We start from the raw sequence: 17,780 nt of genomic DNA, 5'->3' as shown, positions 1-17,780 counted from the left end.
GATAATTGCGCGGCCGTCCAGTTCCTTGTCCATAACTTCCTCCATGTCTCACATCGGGGTGTAATTGCACTACGGTGAACAGCCGCGCGGCATCGCCTGCGCGAGTTGCCTCACGACCCTGAGTCGTTATTGCGGCCGATTCAGTTGCGACGCATCGACATACACGCGGTAGTCCGTGATAAGGCCGTGCGCATTGACATTGAGGACATCGACAAAGGGAGCGTCGAGCTTCTGACCCAAGCGATCGACGTACAGCACACGGCCTTCGCAGATGGCGACGTCATCAACCGACCAGAAACGGTCGGCTGTATGCGCAATCGACTTCAGCGACCGAAGCACTGACGTCACCACGCTCACGATCGGCTCCCGACCGTGAATCGCTTCGCCGTTGCCGAATACGAAGCGAGCGTCGTCGGCGAGGAAGGTTCCAAAAGCCGCCATGTCCTGCTGGTCGATCGCAGAGAGCATGTCGCGAATTTTCTGTTCCATAGTTGTCCTGTCTCCGTCCATTCAATTGAAAGCGGCTGGCAATCCTGCTTGCTTGCCCCGGCCGCACGTGTGACACCGGAACCGCATATCTGATGTCATTCTCCGGTCCCGGTATTTACGTAGTACTACTATCAACATAAATCGGACTATGTCCATCAACGCCGCACCGACTGCGACTACACCTGATTCAGCAGCGCTTCGCCCTCTTTCAGTCTGCGGCAATTCTCGACCAGCACCGTAATGCTGCGCGAGAGAGTCTGCGGGGTGAGCCATGCCACGTGAGGCGTAGCGATTTCACCGGCCACTCAGATCGAACAGCGCATAGGACACGCGTTTCGCTCAATTCGCAGGCGTCGCCGAAAGCGGTTCGAGCCCTGTCCTCGAAATCGCGGATGCCGCGTCCGGCGACGACAGAAAATGGATCAGCGCCGCTGCGCCGACTGGATTTTTCGCACTAGTGGCGATGCCCCCGGAGAACACCGTGTACCACTGCACTTCTGCGGGCAAACTGCCGACTACCGTCACCCCCTTCACCGTTAACAGTTCGACGATCTGTTGAATTCCGAGCTCGGCGTCTCCATTCGCGACTGCATCGGCGACTTGCCCGGCCGGAATCATGCGGCTCTTGCTCTGCATCCGCCCCGCGATGCCGAGACGCCAGAACAGCTCGCTGCCGACAAAGACGCCACTCGGGCTGTCCGGATAGACGATCGACCTCGCTGCGAGCAGCGCTCGCCGTAATGCGTCGACCGAACTGATATCCGGCTTTGGCGTCCCCTGGCGAACCACCATGCCGATTGCCGAGCGTGCCAGGTCCACCTTACTGTCCGGCAAGACCTTGCCGGCATTGATCTGTTCGTCGAGCGCATACCCAACCACGATCAGCACGTCGGCCCACTCGCCACGCGCAAGCCGCACAGGGATCGCATTCGCGGCCGTACCTACCGCGGGCCCCCAGACGGTGATTAGCTTACGGCCGGTCGACTCTTCGAATTGCGGGCCCAGGTCGCGATAGGCTGACGCAAACCCGCCCGAAATCATCACCTTGACTTCGTCTGCCCATGCGGCCCCGTTGCCTAATAACGCGCCCGCTACGCAGAACGCAAGTGCGCGAATCCTCAGCTTGCGGATGGTCACGGCCCCGCCCCATGTCGATCGAATGGCTTAGTCAGGATATGCATCGAGTGCAAGAGCGGAGCAGGTTCCGAAGATATAGCGGCCATTCAGCCGGTCTGCGGTGAAGGAGAACCCCGCAGGCCCATCGTCCATTCGTCTGGTTCCACCCGCGCCGCCCTCAAAAATCAATCGACCCGTATCGAACGCCGTAACCATCCTGTCACCGCCTCTTTCGAGCACGCGCAGCTACGCCAGCCAATATGCGCATCAGGCCGCACGCCCCACACTGTGCCGCCTGAGGCACGAAACGCGATAGTGAATTCATTTGCCGCATCCGTGAGCACAGTGAACTGCTCATTGGCAGGCACGTCACATCCCGGTGCCGCGATCAACACCGCAGACGCCAACTCACGAGGCAGGGCATCGAGCGCAGAGCACCCCTCGACGAACGCATCGTATTGTGCGCCGGGTGCATCGATATAGCCGAGCAGGACATGCCGCCCGCGGCCGACATATTCATGCAGGCGCTGCGCATGGCCGACGAACCTTTGCTGGAAGCCGCCCACTTCGGGAACACGATCGCCGGGCGCGGGTAACGTCGCGTCCATCTCGGGACACTCGTCGGCGACGATGCGACTGCCTCGATACGTGACGAGCAACTGGGTTTCGCGCATGGCCGGTGTCGCCGCCTCGCGAGCGAACACCGCATTCAGCGCCGCGCTCGTCGATCGAACGACGTCGACCCCGACGGGATGCCGTTCTTCTGAATAGCTCTCGAGCAATTCAGGCTGTGCGAGGTCCCTCGCCGCGAGCGATAGCTTCCACGCCAGATTGTGTGCATCCTGCAACCCCGTATTCATGCCCTGACCGCCCACCGGAGGATGGATATGCGCCGCGTCGCCGGCAATGAACACGCGGCCCCGGGCATAGGCAGGCACGATGCGATGGCTGACCCGGTAGACCGACGACCAGCGCATCGACGACAGCCGCGTGTTATCCGGTAACGCCGGCAGGAGCAGCTCGCACATCGTATCGAAATCGGGCGACGGGGTATCGACAAGTGCCGCCTTGTCTTCAGGCACGATGATCGAGAGCCGGTAGCGTTGCTCCGAGCCGCGAACCGGAACCGCCGCGAGCGAAGCTTTCGGGCGTGTCCCCGCACTCCAGTCGAAGCGATACATGGGTCCCCGGGGCAGGTCCCATTCCACGTCGAGATCGGCGAGCGCGAATGTTTGCGGGTATTGACCGCCTTCGAACGCAAGACCGAGCGTCGAGCGAACCTTGCTGTGCGCGCCATCGCAGCCCACGAGCCAACGGCAACGCAGGGTGTGCGTTTGCCCGCTGGAATCGGTGAGTTGCGCGTGGACCGCACCCTCGCGCTCTTCGAAAGCGACCAGCTCGATGCCATACTCCACACGTCCGCCCTGCGCAGCGAGTGCGGCCTCGAGCAGGCGTTCCGTTTCGAACTGCGCGAGCGACAGCGAGCCGTACGGCAGGCCTTGCCCCTGAATGCTCATACTGCGTGCGGGGACAGGCGTACCGTCCTGCCACGTTTGAACGCCGGTGAGCCATACGCCGGCTTCGATCGCGCGTCGGGCGATGCCGATGTCTTCGAAAATCTCGATGGTGCGTGGGGTAACTCCGAGCGCCTTGCAATAGAAAATCCGGGCGGGCATACGGTCGACGAGGCGCACATCGACGCCGTCGCGGCGCAACTCTGTCGCGAGCAATAGACCGACCGGGCCGGCGCCGACGATCAGTATGTCTGGAGCATCGTTCGACATGTCTACGAATCCTCAAGATGAGCGGCGGGACGGCTGCCAGTCACGCCGGACTATCGATTCCTTATACAAATTGCCGAGATACGCAGGGTGCAGAGGCGGCGCTCTCGTGTTCGCGCAAGCGTCGAACGACGGCAGCTCGTGCAAACAGCTTACGCATATCGGGAGTGTCGCTCTGCAGCTTCTGTCGAAATGTAGTCCCGAATTCAACTGTTTGCGCGCATTTTTCGACATTTCACGTATTTCACGTAGCAGTGTCGAATGTCCATTGCTGGCCGCACTCGGTAGCCCGATCGTGCAACGCGGACAATCCGCCCAAACTTCTCAAAATCGTTGTCGCAGCATCGCTTGTGACGGGCCGCCGGTACATTCGGCGTCGCTTTTTCATGCGACCGGTTGGCGCGATGATCATCGGCGCTTACGCGGACCGCGTGGGACGCCGCGCAGTGATGACGAGGACCTGCTGGATGATGGCTCTGGGAACCGCCGCGCTCGGCCTGTGCCCGTCGTTTGCCAGCATTGGTGTGATTGCGCCGCTCGTCGTCAGCGCCGCTCGATCGTCAGGGCTTTGCCGTCGGCGGCGACATCGTGAACTGGCGATCCCACGTCCACAGCACGGTATGTGGCGCCGGCGTGTGCGGTGAGCTTCTTTGCGCTGACGCTTTTCAAGGAACGGCGCTTCGAAGCGGCCAATTGCGGTGCGCCCGCGGCCGACGCGTTTTGCCGGTCGCAGGGAATGGGAAACGCCGTGAGCTTTGCTGTCAAAGCGAATGTGCCGCTGACCATCGTGACATCGAGCAAACGCATCTGTCGGCATCAGGGATGCAAGGCGTTCGAGCGGGTCGATTGCGGGACGCGTAAATAGCCGTTGCATCCATTCAAGCCATCGAGCGACATCTCGAGGCATGACTGGCGGATGGAACGTCGAAGCCGACACACATAATCGCCCCAGATTCAGCCACGTTTTTTCGATGGTTGCGATGCGAGAGTATCTGCGAGTACCGCTTCGATCGTCGTGGCGGCAAGCGTTTTTCGAACGCCATTATCGATCGAATCATAGACGTGGCTCAGCGTCGACCCGATGCCTCGCCCGACGGGGCACGCCTGACTCGGTTTCGAAGGGTGCAGCGCGAAGCGCGCACCCTCTTCAAGCGCATTAAAGACGTCGAGCAAACTGATTGCATCCGCACTCCTCGTCAGACGCCATCCCGCATTGACACCGCGATAACTCTCGACAAGCCCGCCTTTCGCAAGCAACCCAAGCGTCCGACGAATCACCACCGGATTGGTGTTGACGCTCGCAGCGATGCGATCGGATGTGACCGGGTCAGAACTGCGCCGTGCGACCAGCGCCATCCACGCCAGGATATGGGTCGCCACGGTCAAGCGGCTGTTGGCGCTCATGGAAAGCCTCTGTTAGTCAGTTTAGTTGTAACTATATTCGTTACATCATGGGTAGTCAATCCTGCCACGTTTGATAATCCCGGCGACATAGCGCGTTCCCCGCCTTAAAGACGGACGATTTCGGGCTACACGCATCGTCCCATTGGCGTGACGAAACCACCCTGCCCCCGTCATTCGAGTCCCAGCGACGACGCCTGTTCATGAGAAGAGACTTGTGTCGATGGCCTGGATAGTTTATGTTGTAACAACTATTGTTACATCGAATGCACTGTAACGATAAACGTATGGCTTGCGACGTTCCATAACCAATGGAAACGGAGCATCCGTTCTTGCTACTTTCAACACCGAAATGAGAAGCCCGCAGATGTCCACACTCTTCGATCCCATCCAGATTGGCGCGCTGAAGTTGTCGAACCGCATTGTCATGGCACCGCTCACACGCATGCGCGCGTTCGCTGAGCGCAGTCCAGGTGTCCTCCACGCGCACCACTACGCACTGCGTGCGAGCGCAGGACTCGTCATTACCGAAGCCACTTCCGTCACGCCTCAGGGCGTTGGCTATCCCAACACGCCGGGCATCTGGTCCGAGAAGCAGATTGCCGGCTGGAAAGAGGTGACTTCAGCGGTACACGATGCGGGTGGCCTGATCGTCTCCCAGTTGTGGCACGTCGGGCGAGTTTCCGACCCGCTCTACCACGACGGCCAACTTCCCGTCGCCCCCAGCGCCGTTGCGCCGGAAGGCCATGTCACCCGCGTGCGGCCTCAGCGTCCGTACACCGTACCGCGCGCACTGGAGACCGAAGAAATTCCCGGTATCGTCGAGGATTTCCGGGTTGGCGCCGCCAACGCACAACGCGCTGGTTTTGATGGTGTCGAACTGCACGCGGCAAATGGTTACCTGTTCGATCAGTTCCTGCACGACGGATCGAACCTGCGGACCGACCGTTATGGCGGCTCGGTCGAGAACCGTGCGCGCTTCCTGCTGGAGGCAGTCGATGCGTTGCTCACGGTTTGGCCCGCGGACCGCATCGGCGTGCATCTGAACCTGATGTCGAGTTCATACTCGATGCACGACTCGGATCCGCGCGCGCTGTTCACTTATGTCGCCGAGCAACTCAACGCGCGCCACATCGCTTTCATTTTCGCGCGCGAGGCGCTGGATCGCGGCGACGATCGCATCGGCCGTGACGTGAGGCGCATCTTCAAAGGGGCCTACATCCTCAATGAAGGGCTGACGCGGGAGAGCGCGGAACGGGCCATCGAACGCGGCGACGCGGACGCGGCAGCGTTTGGTCGTCCTTTTATCGCCAACCCTGATCTGGTGGAGCGCTTTCGACGCGGTGCGCCGCTCAACGCGGTCAATCCGGAAACCATCTACACGGACGACGAAACCGGCTACAACGACTATCCGCTGCTAGATGAAGCTATGTGAAAGAGACGCGCGATGCGCTTCCGGTATAAAGGATCGACCCGGGTACATGGCAGCTCGCCGAGTGAGAGGCGTTTGCCTTGCTATTGAGATATCTTTTCCAGTTCAATACCCTTCGTGCGCGGCCCCATCAATCCAATCGCCAGCATCACGATCAGCATCGCCCCGGCGATGAACACGAACACGCCGCTAGTGCCGAAGTGCTTCAACACCGCTGCGATCAGAAAGGCTGTGAAAATCGCGGAAAATCGGCTCCACGAGTAAACAAAACCCACCGCGCGCGCTCGAATGCTGGTCGGAAAAAGCTCCGTCTGATACGCATGGAAGCTATACGAAATGATGTTGCCCGCGAGCGTCAGACACACGCCGAGACTGACCAGCAACACCGCGCCCGCCGCCTGACTGAACCACAGGCCGCAGACGATATTCACGCCCGCCATCACCACGATCACCGTCTTGCGCTCGAAGCGGTCGCCGATAAAGAGGCCGATCACCGGACCGATTGGCGCGGCCAGCGCGATCACGCTCGAATACATCAGGCTGGTGGTGATCGTAATGCCCTGCTTGATGAGCAGCGTGGGTACCCAGTTCGCGAAGCCATAGAAGCCCACGGTCTGGAAGATATTGAAGATCGTCATCATCAGCGTGCGGCTGCGGTACGGCGGCACCCACATATCGCGGAAGCTGCCGCGCGGCGCGACCGGCGCCGGCGGCGCGGGCAGCGGCAACTCGCGGCCATACTCGCGGCGCACTTTCGCTTCGAGTTCGGTCATCACGCGATCGGCTTCGGCAAGACGCCCTTGCTGCGCGAGCCAGCGCGGGCTCTCCGGCAACGCGCGACGGATCCACCATACGAACAGCGCACCATGTGCGCCGATCAGCACGACCCAGCGCCAACCGTCGAGGCCGAGCAGCGTGCGTGGCACCAGCAGATACGACAGAAACGCCACCACGGGCACCGCGGTAAAGCCGACCGCCTGCTCGCAGGCAAACGCGCGGCCGCGAATCTGCTTGGGCACCAGTTCGGAGATATACGTGCCGATCGTCACCAGTTCGACGCCGATGCCGATCCCCGCCACGAAGCGCCAGAAGTTCAGACCCGTGGCCGACTCCTGAAACGCCATCACGACGTTGGCCGCCGTGTACCACAGCAGCGAATACGTGAACACGGCGCGGCGTCCGAAGCGATCCGCCAGAAACCCACACGCGATCGTGCCGATAAAGAGGCCGCTGAACAGCGCCGCGATAAAACTCGCGACGCCGGTCGAGCCGAACAGGCCGTGCGTGGTCGCCGTCAGCAGACCGCTTTTGACGAGGCCCGGCGCGACGTAGCCGGAGTACAGCAGATCGTAGAGTTCGAAGAAGAAGCCGAGGCTCAGCAGCACCACCAGCTTCCAGACGGAGCGCGTGGCGGGCAGCCGGTCGAGGCGCGCGGAAATGCTGCCGGCGTCGAGCGGCGCGGCCGCAGCGGTGCGACTGGCCGCGCTATCGGAATGCGCCGCGCCGCCGTTCTTCTTCGCGACGGAGCCGGCGTGATCTGGGGATGCCATCTTGTCTGTCTCCTTTGTCGACCAGAGTTGGCGCTTTAGCGCTTACTCCGGTCCCATGCAACATAGTTGCCGATGATTCTGGCGAAAGAATAAGCCTCGCCGGGCCGGTCTCGTGCCGGCCTCTCGTACTTTTGCGCATCACACGCACCACGATCTGCCGGGCCCAAGGTCCGGCCAGCATTCTAGCCGCGTGCGCGCTTCAATTGTTCGAAGGTCGTGATTTTTCCAGCCAGCGCGCTCGCCGCCACCGTGTACGGACTCGCGAGCCACACATCGCCCGGCCCCGAACGGCCCGGGAAATTACGGTTGATCGCACTGATCGTCACCTCGTTCGCCTCGGCCGATTGACCCGGTCCGCAATTCGCGCACGACCCGCAGCCCGGCATGACGAGCGTCACGCCCGCGCGTTCGAAGACCGGCAAATAGCCCTGTTCCTCGCAATACGCGCGCACGGCCATGGTGCCGAACTGCAGGAACAGACGCGTGCCCTCGGGCACACGAATGCCTTGTTCGACACCCCAGCGCAGCACCTCGTAATAGAAATCGAAGTCTTCGCGCTTGCCCGCGGTGCACGAACCACCGTAAGCGATATCGATCGTGACGTCCTGCTCCAGTTGCGGCGCCGGCACGCCGTTGCCGGGATCGCCGGGACGCGCGAGCATCGGTTCGATGGCGCTTGCGTCGATACAAATCGTGTCGCGATAAATAGCGCCCGCGTCGCTTTTCATCCAGTTTTCAAGCGTGAAATCGACGCCGCGCCGCTCTTTGAGAAATGCGACCGTGCGTTCGTCCGGCTCGACGATGCCGGTGAACCCACCCAGTTCCGCGACCATGTTGGTCAAGGTCGCGCGCTCGTCGATCGACATCGCGCGCACCGCCGCGCCGCCGTATTCGAACACGAGGCCGATCGCGTCACCCGAACGGATCGCGTCCATCTGTAGCAGATGCAACACCACATCTTTCGCGGTCACGCCGTCGCGCAAGTGACCGCTGATTTCGATGCGCAAGGTCTCCGGCACCTTGCAGCGCACATAACCCGTCACCCAGCTATTGGCGATTTCCGTTGCGCCCGCACCGAATGCGAGGCAGCCGAGCGCGCCCGAATGCGGCGTATGCGAATCGGTGCCGCACGCCACCTGTCCCGGCAACGCGTATTGCTCGGCCATCAGCGCATGACAGATGCCCTCGGACCCCGGCAGGCTGTCGAGCGCGCCGTGCGAGCGCACCGGATAGTCGCGCGAGAACGACGTATGCCCTTCCATCAGATTGGCGACGCCCGGCAGCAAACCGTCGCGCACGTGTGGAATGCTTTGCGACGCGAGCACCAGATGATCCTGGAACGCGATGATGTGATCCGGCGCATGCAGCGGCGCAGGCTTGCCGAACGCGCGATGCATCAGGTGCGCGCACATGCCGGTGAAGTAATCGTGGCTGAAGCGCCAATCCGCGGCAATGAACACGCCGTCGCCGCGCTGCGCGCCCACGCTGCCGGGATGCAGATGCCGTTCGATGATCTTCTCGACCAGCGTCTTCGGCTCCGCGGCCTGCGTCGCGTTAGCGTTATCGCCCACGCTCGGCGCGGGCCAGTCGGCGAACTTGCTGTACGCGAGCAGGCCGCCGCTGCGGATGATCTGCTGCGTGAGCGCGTCGCGGCCTTTGAGAAATTCGTCGATGGGCACCGCTTCTCCCGCGCTCAACCGATCGAGCACGGAAAAGTCAGTGGTGGTGAGAATGCCGATGTTGTCGCAATTCTGCTGATAGATCCGTTCGAAGCTCTCCGCGACGATCAGCCGGATACCGGCCGAGAGTTCCGCCAACGGACTCGATTCGCGCGATGAACCCTTGCCGTAGCGCTTGCCCGCCACCGTCACCTGGAAGCCGCCGTTCTTCACCGCATCGCGGCCGATCGGCATGCGCTCGCCGGCCTTGAAGCCGACATACGGATACTGGCCGAGGCGTTCGTCGTACGTGAGCATGACGGTGACCGGCGTGATCTCGTCGGTGGAGACGTTGTCGCGCAACGGACCGGCCGTGGCGCGCGTGAAGTTGTCGCCGGCGAGTTGCGCCTCGATCACCGCGGGGTCCTGGGACAGGTACAGCACGCGGCCGTCCAAACGAATCGTGTCGCTCATGGGCATTCTCCTTGCGCTCACTATACGGCGCGCGCGGGTAATGCCGAAGTGCCGGTCCAGCAACGCAGACCTCTCGTTTGGCGATGATCGGTGCGATCGTGCTCGACGCGGTCCGGGCGCTGGCGCGTCGCCGCCGGCATACGACAGTCGGCAGCCGGCGCAGACATGCCTCAGCCGATTCGCCCGCCGTTGCTCGCGTCAAACACCCTTGCCGAGAAACCCGACCAGCGCCGCCGCGCTCGCACTCAACTGGTTGCGCGTCTTGAAGATCATGATGAGGCGGCGCACGGCCCACGCATCGCTCAAGGACAGCAGGCTCACGTCGAGCGCATTCACATAGAGCAGCCCGACCTGCTCGGGCACGATCGCGATGCCGAGCCCGGCATGCACCATCCGGCAAAGCGCGTCGAGACTGCTGACGCGAATCTTCACGTCGAGTTGCCGCCCCGCAGCGGCCGCCTGTTGCGTGAGCAGTTGCGTCAGCGCGCTCTCGCTGCGCAGGCCGACGAAGCTGTCGTCGAGCAGTTCGTCGAACCTCACGCGCAACGCGCCGGCGAGTCGATGGCCGCCCGGCACCAGCACCGCGAGACGATCCTGCCGGTACGGCACCTGTTCGAACGCCTCGCTGCCGGCCACCGGATTACAGATGCCGAAGTCCGCCGCGTGCTCACCGACGATCCGCAGCACGTCGGCGCTGTTTTCCTCTTCCAGTTCGATCGACACTTCCGGGAACGCGCGGCCGAACGCGGCCACGTCTTCCGGCAGAAACTGCACGATCGAGGACAGATTCGCCACCACCCGCACGCGCCCTTTCGCGCCCGACGAGAAGCGCGACAGCTCCGCGCTCATCTGTTCGATATTGCCGATGATCGCCAGCGCGTAGCGCAGCACGGTCTCGCCGACCGGCGTTACGGTGATGCCGCGCGACTGGCGCTGGATCACGGGCAGGCCGATCACCGCCTCGATCTCGGCGATGCGCCGGCTGACGGCGGACGATGCGATGAACTCGCGCTCCGCCGCGCGCGCGATGTTGCGCTCCTGGCAGACGGCGACGAACAGGCGCAGCGAGGTGAGGTCGAGTTTCTTGAGAAGGTTTTCCATTGTTGCTTCTTCATGCACGGTGAAGCCGAAGAACTCGCCAGCGAACCCGGCACCACGATGAACGGATCTACGCAAAAAAGATGGGCAAGTGTAACGCTCTTCTCCAGGCCAGAATGCCTGCCATTCCCGCAACCAGCTTTCGATTCGCTTCTTTGCTGCCTACACTACGCAACGCAACAACGCGACGCGTCGAGCCGTCAGGGCCGCTGTACGAGCCTGGATTCAAACAAGCCAGAAGAAGTTATCCGGAGACACGACATGACCTCAGTGCAAGGACGGCGGCGCTTTCTCGGCACGGCGCTATGCGGGGCCGTCACCGCATGCGGCGGTTCCAACGAATTGAACAATTCGGGCAGCGGCGGCAACACCAATCCAAACGGCCCCGTGCCTGATTCCCAGATCGACGCCGCCCTCACGCAACTGGACACGCTCGTCAACAACCTCATGACCAGCACCGGCGTGCCCGGCATGTCGGTCGCCGTGGTGCGCAATCTGCGAACGGTCTATGCGAAAGGCTTCGGCACGCGGCTGGTCGGCTCGGGCCTCGCCGTGGATGCCGACACGGTGTTCCAGCTCGCGTCGCTGTCGAAGCCGGTCGGGTCGATGGTGGTGGCGCACCAGGTCGGCATAGGCACGGTGTCCTGGGATACACCGTTGCGCGCGCATCTGCCGTGGTTCACGCTGGCGGATCCGACCGTGAGCGCGCAAGTCACGGTCGGCGACATGTACGCGCATCGCTCCGGCTTGCCCGATCATGCTGGCGATCTGCTGGAAGACATGGGCTACGATCAGACCACCATCCTCGAACATCTGCGTTATCTGCCGCTGGCGCCGTTTCGCCGTTCGTACGCCTATACGAACTTCGGCCTGACGGCGGGCGCGATCTCGGTGGCCACCGCCACCGGAATCGACTGGGCGACGCTCTCGGATCGCACGCTCTATCAGCCGCTCGGCATGACGAGCACGAGTTCGCGCTACGCTGATTTCATCGCGCGCGCGAATCGGGCCACCGGGCACGTGCAGCGCAACGGCCAATGGGTCGTCGGCCTGGGCTCGATGCCGGATGCGCAAGCGCCCGCGGGCGGCGTGAGTTCCTCCGCGAACGACATGGCGAAGTGGCTGACGCTGATGCTGGGCCAGGGCGTGTTCAACGGCACGCGCATCGTCGACGCCGCCGCGCTCAACGCGGCGATCAGCCAGCAATCGCAGATTCAGCCGGCCGGCAACGGCCAGAACGCGTCCTACTATGGCTTCGGTTTCAACGTCGGCACCACTGCGGCGGGGCGCGCGTCATACAGTCATTCGGGCGCATTCGGCGCGGGTGCCGCGACCAATTTCGTGGTGGTGCCCTCGACGGGCTGCGCGATCGTTGCGCTCACCAACGGCTATCCGCTCGGCGTGCCTGAAACGCTCACCGCGCAGTTCTTCGATATCGTGCAGTTCGGCTCCATTCAGCGTGACTGGTTTGCGGCTTATAGCGAGGCGTTTGCGGACCTCAACAAACCGGCCGGTTCGCTCGTCGGCGTGAAGCCGCCCGCAGCGCCGCTACCCGCGCGGGCACTCTCCACCTATACGGGCACCTATAACAACGACTATTACGGGCCGATCCAGATATCGGCAGCGAACGGCGCCCTCCTCCTGACCATCGGCGCCACGCCCTTGCGTCTGCCGCTTTCGCACTGGGACGGCGATACCTTCACCTTCATGCTCGTCAACGAAAACGCCGCGCCGGGAACGATTTCCAAAGTGTCGTTCCTGAGTAATCAGGTGACGCTCGAGTACTACAACGCGGAAGGACTCGGGACGTTCACGCGGTGATGCCGCCGCGTTCATCTCAGGATGTCGGCCGCCTTGTGCCGCTCGTCCACGCCGTCGATCAGGATCACCGGCCCGCGCGCATGCCGCGTGCGCAACGGCAGGATGCGCTGATACGCGTCCGATGCGTACCAGGCGCGCGCGGCGGCGAGATCGGGGAACGCAATCGCGATCAGATCGCCGTGCCATTCGCCTTCGAGTATTTCGGGGCGTGCGCCGTGCACGATGAAATGGCCGTCGAACGGCGCGAGCGTGCCGTCGATGCACTCGAGATATTCGATGATGTCGTCGCCCAGTTCGACGTCGTGCAGATGGGCAATCGCGTAGGCGGTCATGGCGTGGCTCCTGGCAATCAGTGGATGCGGATCGAAACTTGCATGCCACTCATGGTCGCCTCGCGCATGACGCGCGTCGATTACCTGTGAGGTAAAAGAACACCCGCCTTCGTGCCCGAGGCCGCCACGCCCCGCCGCTATTCCGCGCTGACTTGCGCGAGCGCGGCAATCAGGTCGCCGAAGCGCTCGCCCTGCACCAGAATGTGCCCTCTCAACGCGGCGGCGGCGGCTTCGCCGTCGCCCGCTTCGAGCGCATCCACGACCGCCTGATGTTCGTCGAACGAGGCGGCGACACGCCCCTTGACGCGCAACTGCAAACGCCGGTACGGACGCAGCAGTTTGTGGAGCGCCTTCGCCTGGTCATGCAGAAAACCGTTGTGGCTGCCGTGATAGATCAGGCAGTGAAAGCGCTCGTTCAGGTGGTAATACTCGTCCGGGCTGCCGCCGTCGCGCGCTTTCTGACACGCGACATGCGCCTCGCGCAGCGCCTGCAACTCCTGCGCGCTCATGCGCCGCGCGGCAAGGCGGCTGCACATCGCCTCGAGCTCGGCCATCACCTCGAACATCTCGATCAGTCTGTGCAGGCTGATCTTCGCGACCACGGCGCCGTGCCGCGGCCGCATCTCCACCATGCCGGCCGCGGCCAGTTGCAGCAACGCTTCGCGCACGGGTGTTCTGGACACCTCGAAGCGCGCGATCAATTCCGCCTCATCCAGCCGTGCGCCCGGCGGAAGATCGCCGGTCGCAATGGCTTCCTCGATGGATTCCCGCAGCCGGTCTGCGAGCGTGAGCTTGTTTGTCATGTTTGGACTCCACACGGAATCGAGTTGACCACAACGAGCATGCTGCCACTGTACGCGTAAACGATAGTTGAGAACGGTGTCGGGCGAATTATAAATATCTACGAACGTTATAAATATAAATATAGACCCTTACAAAATATTGACAGGCCTTTTGGGCATATCGGCGTTTTCGCCCGATGACGGTCCGTCCGTTCCATACGCACACTCCTTTTCCCTGACCGTGTTCGGAGGCCTGACCATGAAGGTGCAGTCGCTAGCTGTATCGCTGGGAGTCGGTGTCGGAATCGCGTTGCTCGGTGGGTGCGGGCACGACAACGTGTCGCCGTCGTCGCCGCCCGTCACGGCGAAGGGCGCTGGCTTTATCCAGAGCTTCCAGATCCTGTCGAGCGCACCGGCGTTCGGCGGCGCGACGCCGGCCGGCGCGGCGGGTCCCTACCAGGTGATCACCGCGGTCGTGCACGGCGAACTCGATCCGAACAATCCGCTCAATGCGGGCATCGTGAACATCAAGAACGCGCCGGTCGGCAGCGACGGTTACGTCGCCTATACGACCGACGTGGTGATCCTGCGCCCGCAAAGCGCGGCGGCCGCCAAGCGCGTGCTGTTCTATGACGTCGTGAATCGCGGCAGCAAGATCGGCGCGGCGTCGTTCGTGGGCGGCGGCGCGCTCGATACCGGCGCGGCGCCCTCGTCCAGCTTCCCGTCGCTGCTGCGTAACGGCTATACGATCCTGTGGAGCGGCTGGCAAGGCGACGTTCCGGTCACCGGCAACAGCAGCACCGCCGGCGCGGGCCTGCTCGGCGCCAGCTTCCCCGTGGCGACCAACAAGGACGGCACGCCGATGACCGGCTTGAGCCGCGAGGAATTCATCCCGGACTATGCGGGCGGCCCGCCTACCACCATTCCGCTGACTTACCCGCCGGCCAATCTGTCCGACAAGAGCTCGGTCACCTTCACCGCGCGCCAGTCGTGGCTCACGGCATACGGCAGCATTCCGGGCGGCCTCGAAACCTATACCGCGCCTTCCCAGCCGGTGACGACATGGAGCTACGTCAGTACGCCGAACAATGTCTACGAAGGCAATTATTCCGTCACCTTTACGCCGCCCGCGACCGTGCCGGGCCCGAACGGCACGCAGGTTGCGCCTGACGCCGGGACCATTTACAGCTTCGTCTATCAGGCCGCCGCGCCGACCGTCGACGGCATCAGCTTCGCCGCCTTGCGCGATCTGGTGTCGTTCCTGCGCTACGACGCGGCCGATGCGCAAGGCGTCGCCAATCCGCTCAACGATCTGAAGAACGCGGGATGCGTCGCGTCGACATGCTCGACCAGCACGAACTTCGATATCGCGATCGGCGAAGGGATTTCGCAGTCGGGCCGCTTCATGAAGGACTTTCTGTACGAGGGCTTCAACGCCGACAAGAACGGCAAGATCGTGTTCGACGGCATGTTCCCGATCATCTCGGCGGCTCGCCGCACGTGGACCAATGCCGCGTTCGCGCAACCCGGCCGCTGGTCGAAGCAGCATGAAGATCACTTCATGCCGGGCTTCCAGTTCCCGTTCACTTACGCGACGACTACCGACCCGGTGAGCGGCGCCACTGACGGCATCCTGAAGCAGTGCACGGCCACCAACACCTGTCCGAAGATCATGCAGCTCGACGGCGCGTTCGAATGGTGGGGCGGCGCGGCGTCGCTGGTCGTGACCGACGGACGCGGCAATGACATCCAGTTGCCGGCGAACGTGCGCTACTACCTGGTGGCGGGCACGCAGCACGGCGGCGGCAATGGCGTAACGACCGGCAACATGACAGTTCCGGCCGCGGGCAGCCAATGCCAGTTGCCGGGCTCGCCGGTCGAAGAAACGCCGGTCGAACGCGCGCTGATTCCGGCGCTCGTCAACTGGGTCGGCAAGGGCACGCCGCCGCCCGCCTCGCAATATCCGACGGTCGCCGCGGGCACGCTGGTCGCGCCGACTCAGACCGCGCTGGGCTTCCCGTCGCTCACCAACGTAATGGTGCCAAGCGGTGCGGCCGCGACGCCCACGTCTGTGCAATTGACCTTCAATGGCGAGTACAACCAGCTGTTCGTGACCGACTATAGCAACGCGGTTCCCGTGGTGAACACGGCACAGGCGTACACGATTCTCGTGCCGAAAGTGGATGCCAACGGCAACGAAACGTCCGGCGTGCTGGTGCCCGACGTCGCCGCCCCGCTCGCCACCTACACCGGCTGGAACTATCGCGGCGCGGGGCACGCGATCGGCGACGGCTGCATTTCGAACGGCGCTGCGATTCCGTTCGCGGTGAGCGCCGCCGCGCAGGCCGGCGGCACCGATACGCGCACCACGCTTGCCACGCTTTATGGCGGCAGCCGGTCAAAGTATCAGACCGCGGTCGCGGCTGCGGCGAACGCGTTGGTCAGCCAGGGCTATCTGTTGCAGGACGACGCCACCAACGTCTTCATTGCAAACGCGAGCGCCGTATCCGCGACTTTGCTGCCGCAACCTTGAAACGCAACGCACCGGGGGCGGACGACATGATGCACAGAGCAGGATGCACCGCCGCCGCGTTCGCCGCCGCGCTGCTTGCCGCATGTGGAGGGAGCGGCGGAGGCGGTGGCAGCGGTGGCAGCGGCGGCAGCGCACCGCCCGCTCCGTCTTCGAATGCCTCGGTCTATCAGAACAGCACGACGCTCGGCAGTGTCGGGGCGGTTTCGTTGTCGCTCATCGCGGCGACCACGACCGCCAATGCAATGCTCGTGAGCCCTGTCGCCGCGCCGCTGCTGACGGCGGGGAACAATACGCTCGTGTCGACGCATCTGGCCACCAACGTAACGGGCGCCGGCACGGCATGCGTATCGGCGCCCACGAACAGCATCGGCACGGTGACCGGGGTCAACGCGGGCGTCAATATCAAGAGCGTGGCCGCGCTGCTGGACAATAGCTGGACTGTGTCGGCCACGCCGTCCGCGAACTGGACGACGCTCGGCGCGAGCGGCGCCGTGTTCGACGGCTGGGAAAACTGCGGCGCCAAGGCCGAGGGCGCGCCGTCGCCGTCGTCCACGTTGACGGTCAACGCGGACGGCTGCTTCTCCGACAACGTGTTCGACGGCAATCCGTCCACTACCGTCACGACAGTCAACCAGAGCTTCACCGCGGCGCAGGCTGCCTCGTTGTTGTCCGATGCCGGCTACCTCGACAGCAGCCAGCCCGCCAATCCACAGACCATCCGGTTGAAGATTTACCACAACGCCGCACAGCAGACCGTGCTGGTCGAACAGGGCATTCCGGTGAGCGGCGCGACAAGTCAGAATCCTGGGTTTGTCGCGATCTATTTCCCGCGTTAATTGGGTCCTTGCTGGCGCAACATGCCCGACCCCGTCGCTTTTTCACATCACTCCGGTCGGCGCCGACGATCCCGTCCTCACCCTGCCTGACGCCAAAAAATACCTTTGATTTAAAACATCTTTTTTTAGACACACGGCATTTCATCACTCCACGAAACAACTTGTTGTAAAAAAGATAAAAGACTTTGGAACCGGTTCCATTTATCATCCCGCCGGCAATCCGATGACTGCCCGGAACGCAATGGCGCGCTCCAATCTGGTGACTAGAACAACATGCCCTCATCCCCTATTAGCTCTCGCCGCGGCTTTTTACGCACGGCTATCGCGCTGGTTCCGGCCGGCACGCTCGCCGGCTGCGAGGTCAAGCAATCCACGACCACCGTCGCGCCGGGTTCGAGCGCGAACACGTCCGCGGACCGTGCGTCCGGCGCGGACTACAAGTCGCATTTCTTCGACGCGAAGGAATGGGCGTTCATT

General features: G+C 63.0%; 13 protein-coding genes and 1 pseudogene. 5 read left to right on the top strand and 9 right to left on the bottom strand.

Translation table 11 applies throughout. From position 1 onward, the window contains the following. Nucleotides 1-126: 126 nt before the first annotated feature. The 4 genes from P0D73_RS16820 to P0D73_RS16805 all read right to left on the bottom strand — a co-directional run bounded on the left by P0D73_RS16820 (nucleotide 127) and on the right by P0D73_RS16805 (nucleotide 4,790). A complete protein-coding gene (locus P0D73_RS16820; RefSeq protein ID WP_408178211.1) occupies nucleotides 127-489 on the bottom strand; it encodes a nuclear transport factor 2 family protein in 363 nt (120 codons plus the stop codon). Nucleotides 490-828: 339 nt separating this feature from the next. Next, on the bottom strand, nucleotides 829-1,626 hold the full coding sequence (locus P0D73_RS16815; RefSeq protein WP_408178212.1) for a substrate-binding domain-containing protein: 798 nt from the start codon (nucleotides 1,624-1,626) through the stop codon (nucleotides 829-831). A gap of 164 nt (nucleotides 1,627-1,790) precedes the next feature. Next, entirely contained in the window at nucleotides 1,791-3,389 is a 1,599-nt protein-coding gene (locus P0D73_RS16810; protein ID WP_408178213.1) for an FAD-dependent monooxygenase, read from the bottom strand. Between the two features lie 951 nt (nucleotides 3,390-4,340). Then, nucleotides 4,341-4,790: an Rrf2 family transcriptional regulator gene (locus P0D73_RS16805; RefSeq protein WP_408178214.1), complete on the bottom strand. Its 450-nt coding sequence runs from the start codon at nucleotides 4,788-4,790 to the stop codon at nucleotides 4,341-4,343. A 364-nt stretch (nucleotides 4,791-5,154) separates the two neighbouring features. On the opposite strand from P0D73_RS16805, the gene P0D73_RS16800 reads away from it, so the two are divergent. After that, entirely contained in the window at nucleotides 5,155-6,222 is a 1,068-nt protein-coding gene (locus P0D73_RS16800) for an alkene reductase (RefSeq protein ID WP_408178215.1), read from the top strand. 80 nt (nucleotides 6,223-6,302) lie between these two features. On the opposite strand, the gene P0D73_RS16795 is transcribed toward P0D73_RS16800, so the two are convergent. From P0D73_RS16795 to P0D73_RS16785, 3 genes are all read right to left on the bottom strand, one after another. Next, nucleotides 6,303-7,769: an MFS transporter gene (locus P0D73_RS16795; RefSeq protein WP_408285390.1), complete on the bottom strand. Its 1,467-nt coding sequence runs from the start codon at nucleotides 7,767-7,769 to the stop codon at nucleotides 6,303-6,305. Nucleotides 7,770-7,951: 182 nt separating this feature from the next. Beyond that, the gene (locus P0D73_RS16790) at nucleotides 7,952-9,901 is read right to left on the bottom strand and encodes an aconitase family protein (protein ID WP_408285393.1); all 1,950 of its coding nucleotides are present in this window, start codon (nucleotides 9,899-9,901) and stop codon (nucleotides 7,952-7,954) included. 198 nt (nucleotides 9,902-10,099) lie between these two features. Next, nucleotides 10,100-11,002 (bottom strand): LysR family transcriptional regulator, encoded by a 903-nt coding sequence (locus tag P0D73_RS16785; protein ID WP_408178218.1) that lies wholly within the window; start codon nucleotides 11,000-11,002, stop codon nucleotides 10,100-10,102. Between the two features lie 258 nt (nucleotides 11,003-11,260). Here P0D73_RS16785 and P0D73_RS16780 point away from each other — a divergent pair, with 258 nt between their 5' ends. Then, on the top strand, nucleotides 11,261-12,820 hold the full coding sequence (locus P0D73_RS16780) for a serine hydrolase (RefSeq protein WP_408432158.1): 1,560 nt from the start codon (nucleotides 11,261-11,263) through the stop codon (nucleotides 12,818-12,820). A gap of 11 nt (nucleotides 12,821-12,831) precedes the next feature. Here P0D73_RS16780 and P0D73_RS16775 read toward each other — a convergent pair whose 3' ends face one another. Together P0D73_RS16775 and P0D73_RS16770 are read right to left on the bottom strand one after the other, a co-directional pair. After that, nucleotides 12,832-13,152: a DUF1330 domain-containing protein gene (locus P0D73_RS16775; RefSeq protein ID WP_408285408.1), complete on the bottom strand. Its 321-nt coding sequence runs from the start codon at nucleotides 13,150-13,152 to the stop codon at nucleotides 12,832-12,834. Nucleotides 13,153-13,289: 137 nt separating this feature from the next. Continuing rightward, nucleotides 13,290-13,955 carry a GntR family transcriptional regulator gene (locus tag P0D73_RS16770; RefSeq protein WP_132377597.1) on the bottom strand — a complete coding sequence of 222 codons (666 nt, stop codon included), beginning with the start codon at nucleotides 13,953-13,955 and terminating at the stop codon, nucleotides 13,290-13,292. Nucleotides 13,956-14,193: 238 nt separating this feature from the next. Between P0D73_RS16770 and P0D73_RS16765 the strand changes: the two genes are divergently transcribed. The 3 genes and pseudogenes from P0D73_RS16765 to P0D73_RS16755 all read left to right on the top strand — a co-directional run. Then, nucleotides 14,194-16,467 carry an alpha/beta hydrolase domain-containing protein gene (locus P0D73_RS16765; RefSeq protein WP_408285399.1) on the top strand — a complete coding sequence of 758 codons (2,274 nt, stop codon included), beginning with the start codon at nucleotides 14,194-14,196 and terminating at the stop codon, nucleotides 16,465-16,467. Nucleotides 16,468-16,493: 26 nt separating this feature from the next. Beyond that, the gene (locus tag P0D73_RS16760) at nucleotides 16,494-17,303 is read left to right on the top strand and encodes a hypothetical protein (protein WP_408432156.1); all 810 of its coding nucleotides are present in this window, start codon (nucleotides 16,494-16,496) and stop codon (nucleotides 17,301-17,303) included. Between the two features lie 273 nt (nucleotides 17,304-17,576). Then, nucleotides 17,577-17,780, top strand: a pseudogene (locus P0D73_RS16755) (gluconate 2-dehydrogenase subunit 3 family protein); the annotation flags it as partial.

The organism is Paraburkholderia sp. RL18-101-BIB-B (assembly GCF_046026985.1).
Taxonomy (GTDB): Bacteria; Pseudomonadota; Gammaproteobacteria; order Burkholderiales; family Burkholderiaceae; genus Paraburkholderia.
This window is presented reverse-complemented; position numbering and strand designations above follow the sequence as displayed.

Bases quoted from the DNA above. Each gene is read 5' to 3' on its own strand.
- P0D73_RS16820 (WP_408178211.1), bottom strand. From the start codon at position 489: ATGGAACAGAAAATTCGCGACATGCTCTCTGCGATCGACCAGCAGGAC.
- P0D73_RS16810 (WP_408178213.1), bottom strand. From the start codon at position 3,389: ATGTCGAACGATGCTCCAGACATACTGATCGTCGGCGCCGGCCCGGTC.
- P0D73_RS16805 (WP_408178214.1), bottom strand. From the start codon at position 4,790: ATGAGCGCCAACAGCCGCTTGACCGTGGCGACCCATATCCTGGCGTGG.
- P0D73_RS16800 (WP_408178215.1), top strand. From the start codon at position 5,155: ATGTCCACACTCTTCGATCCCATCCAGATTGGCGCGCTGAAGTTGTCG.
- P0D73_RS16795 (WP_408285390.1), bottom strand. From the start codon at position 7,769: ATGGCATCCCCAGATCACGCCGGCTCCGTCGCGAAGAAGAACGGCGGC.
- P0D73_RS16790 (WP_408285393.1), bottom strand. From the start codon at position 9,901: ATGAGCGACACGATTCGTTTGGACGGCCGCGTGCTGTACCTGTCCCAG.
- P0D73_RS16785 (WP_408178218.1), bottom strand. From the start codon at position 11,002: ATGGAAAACCTTCTCAAGAAACTCGACCTCACCTCGCTGCGCCTGTTC.
- P0D73_RS16780 (WP_408432158.1), top strand. From the start codon at position 11,261: ATGACCTCAGTGCAAGGACGGCGGCGCTTTCTCGGCACGGCGCTATGC.
- P0D73_RS16775 (WP_408285408.1), bottom strand. From the start codon at position 13,152: ATGACCGCCTACGCGATTGCCCATCTGCACGACGTCGAACTGGGCGAC.
- P0D73_RS16770 (WP_132377597.1), bottom strand. From the start codon at position 13,955: ATGACAAACAAGCTCACGCTCGCAGACCGGCTGCGGGAATCCATCGAG.
- P0D73_RS16765 (WP_408285399.1), top strand. From the start codon at position 14,194: ATGAAGGTGCAGTCGCTAGCTGTATCGCTGGGAGTCGGTGTCGGAATC.
- P0D73_RS16760 (WP_408432156.1), top strand. From the start codon at position 16,494: ATGATGCACAGAGCAGGATGCACCGCCGCCGCGTTCGCCGCCGCGCTG.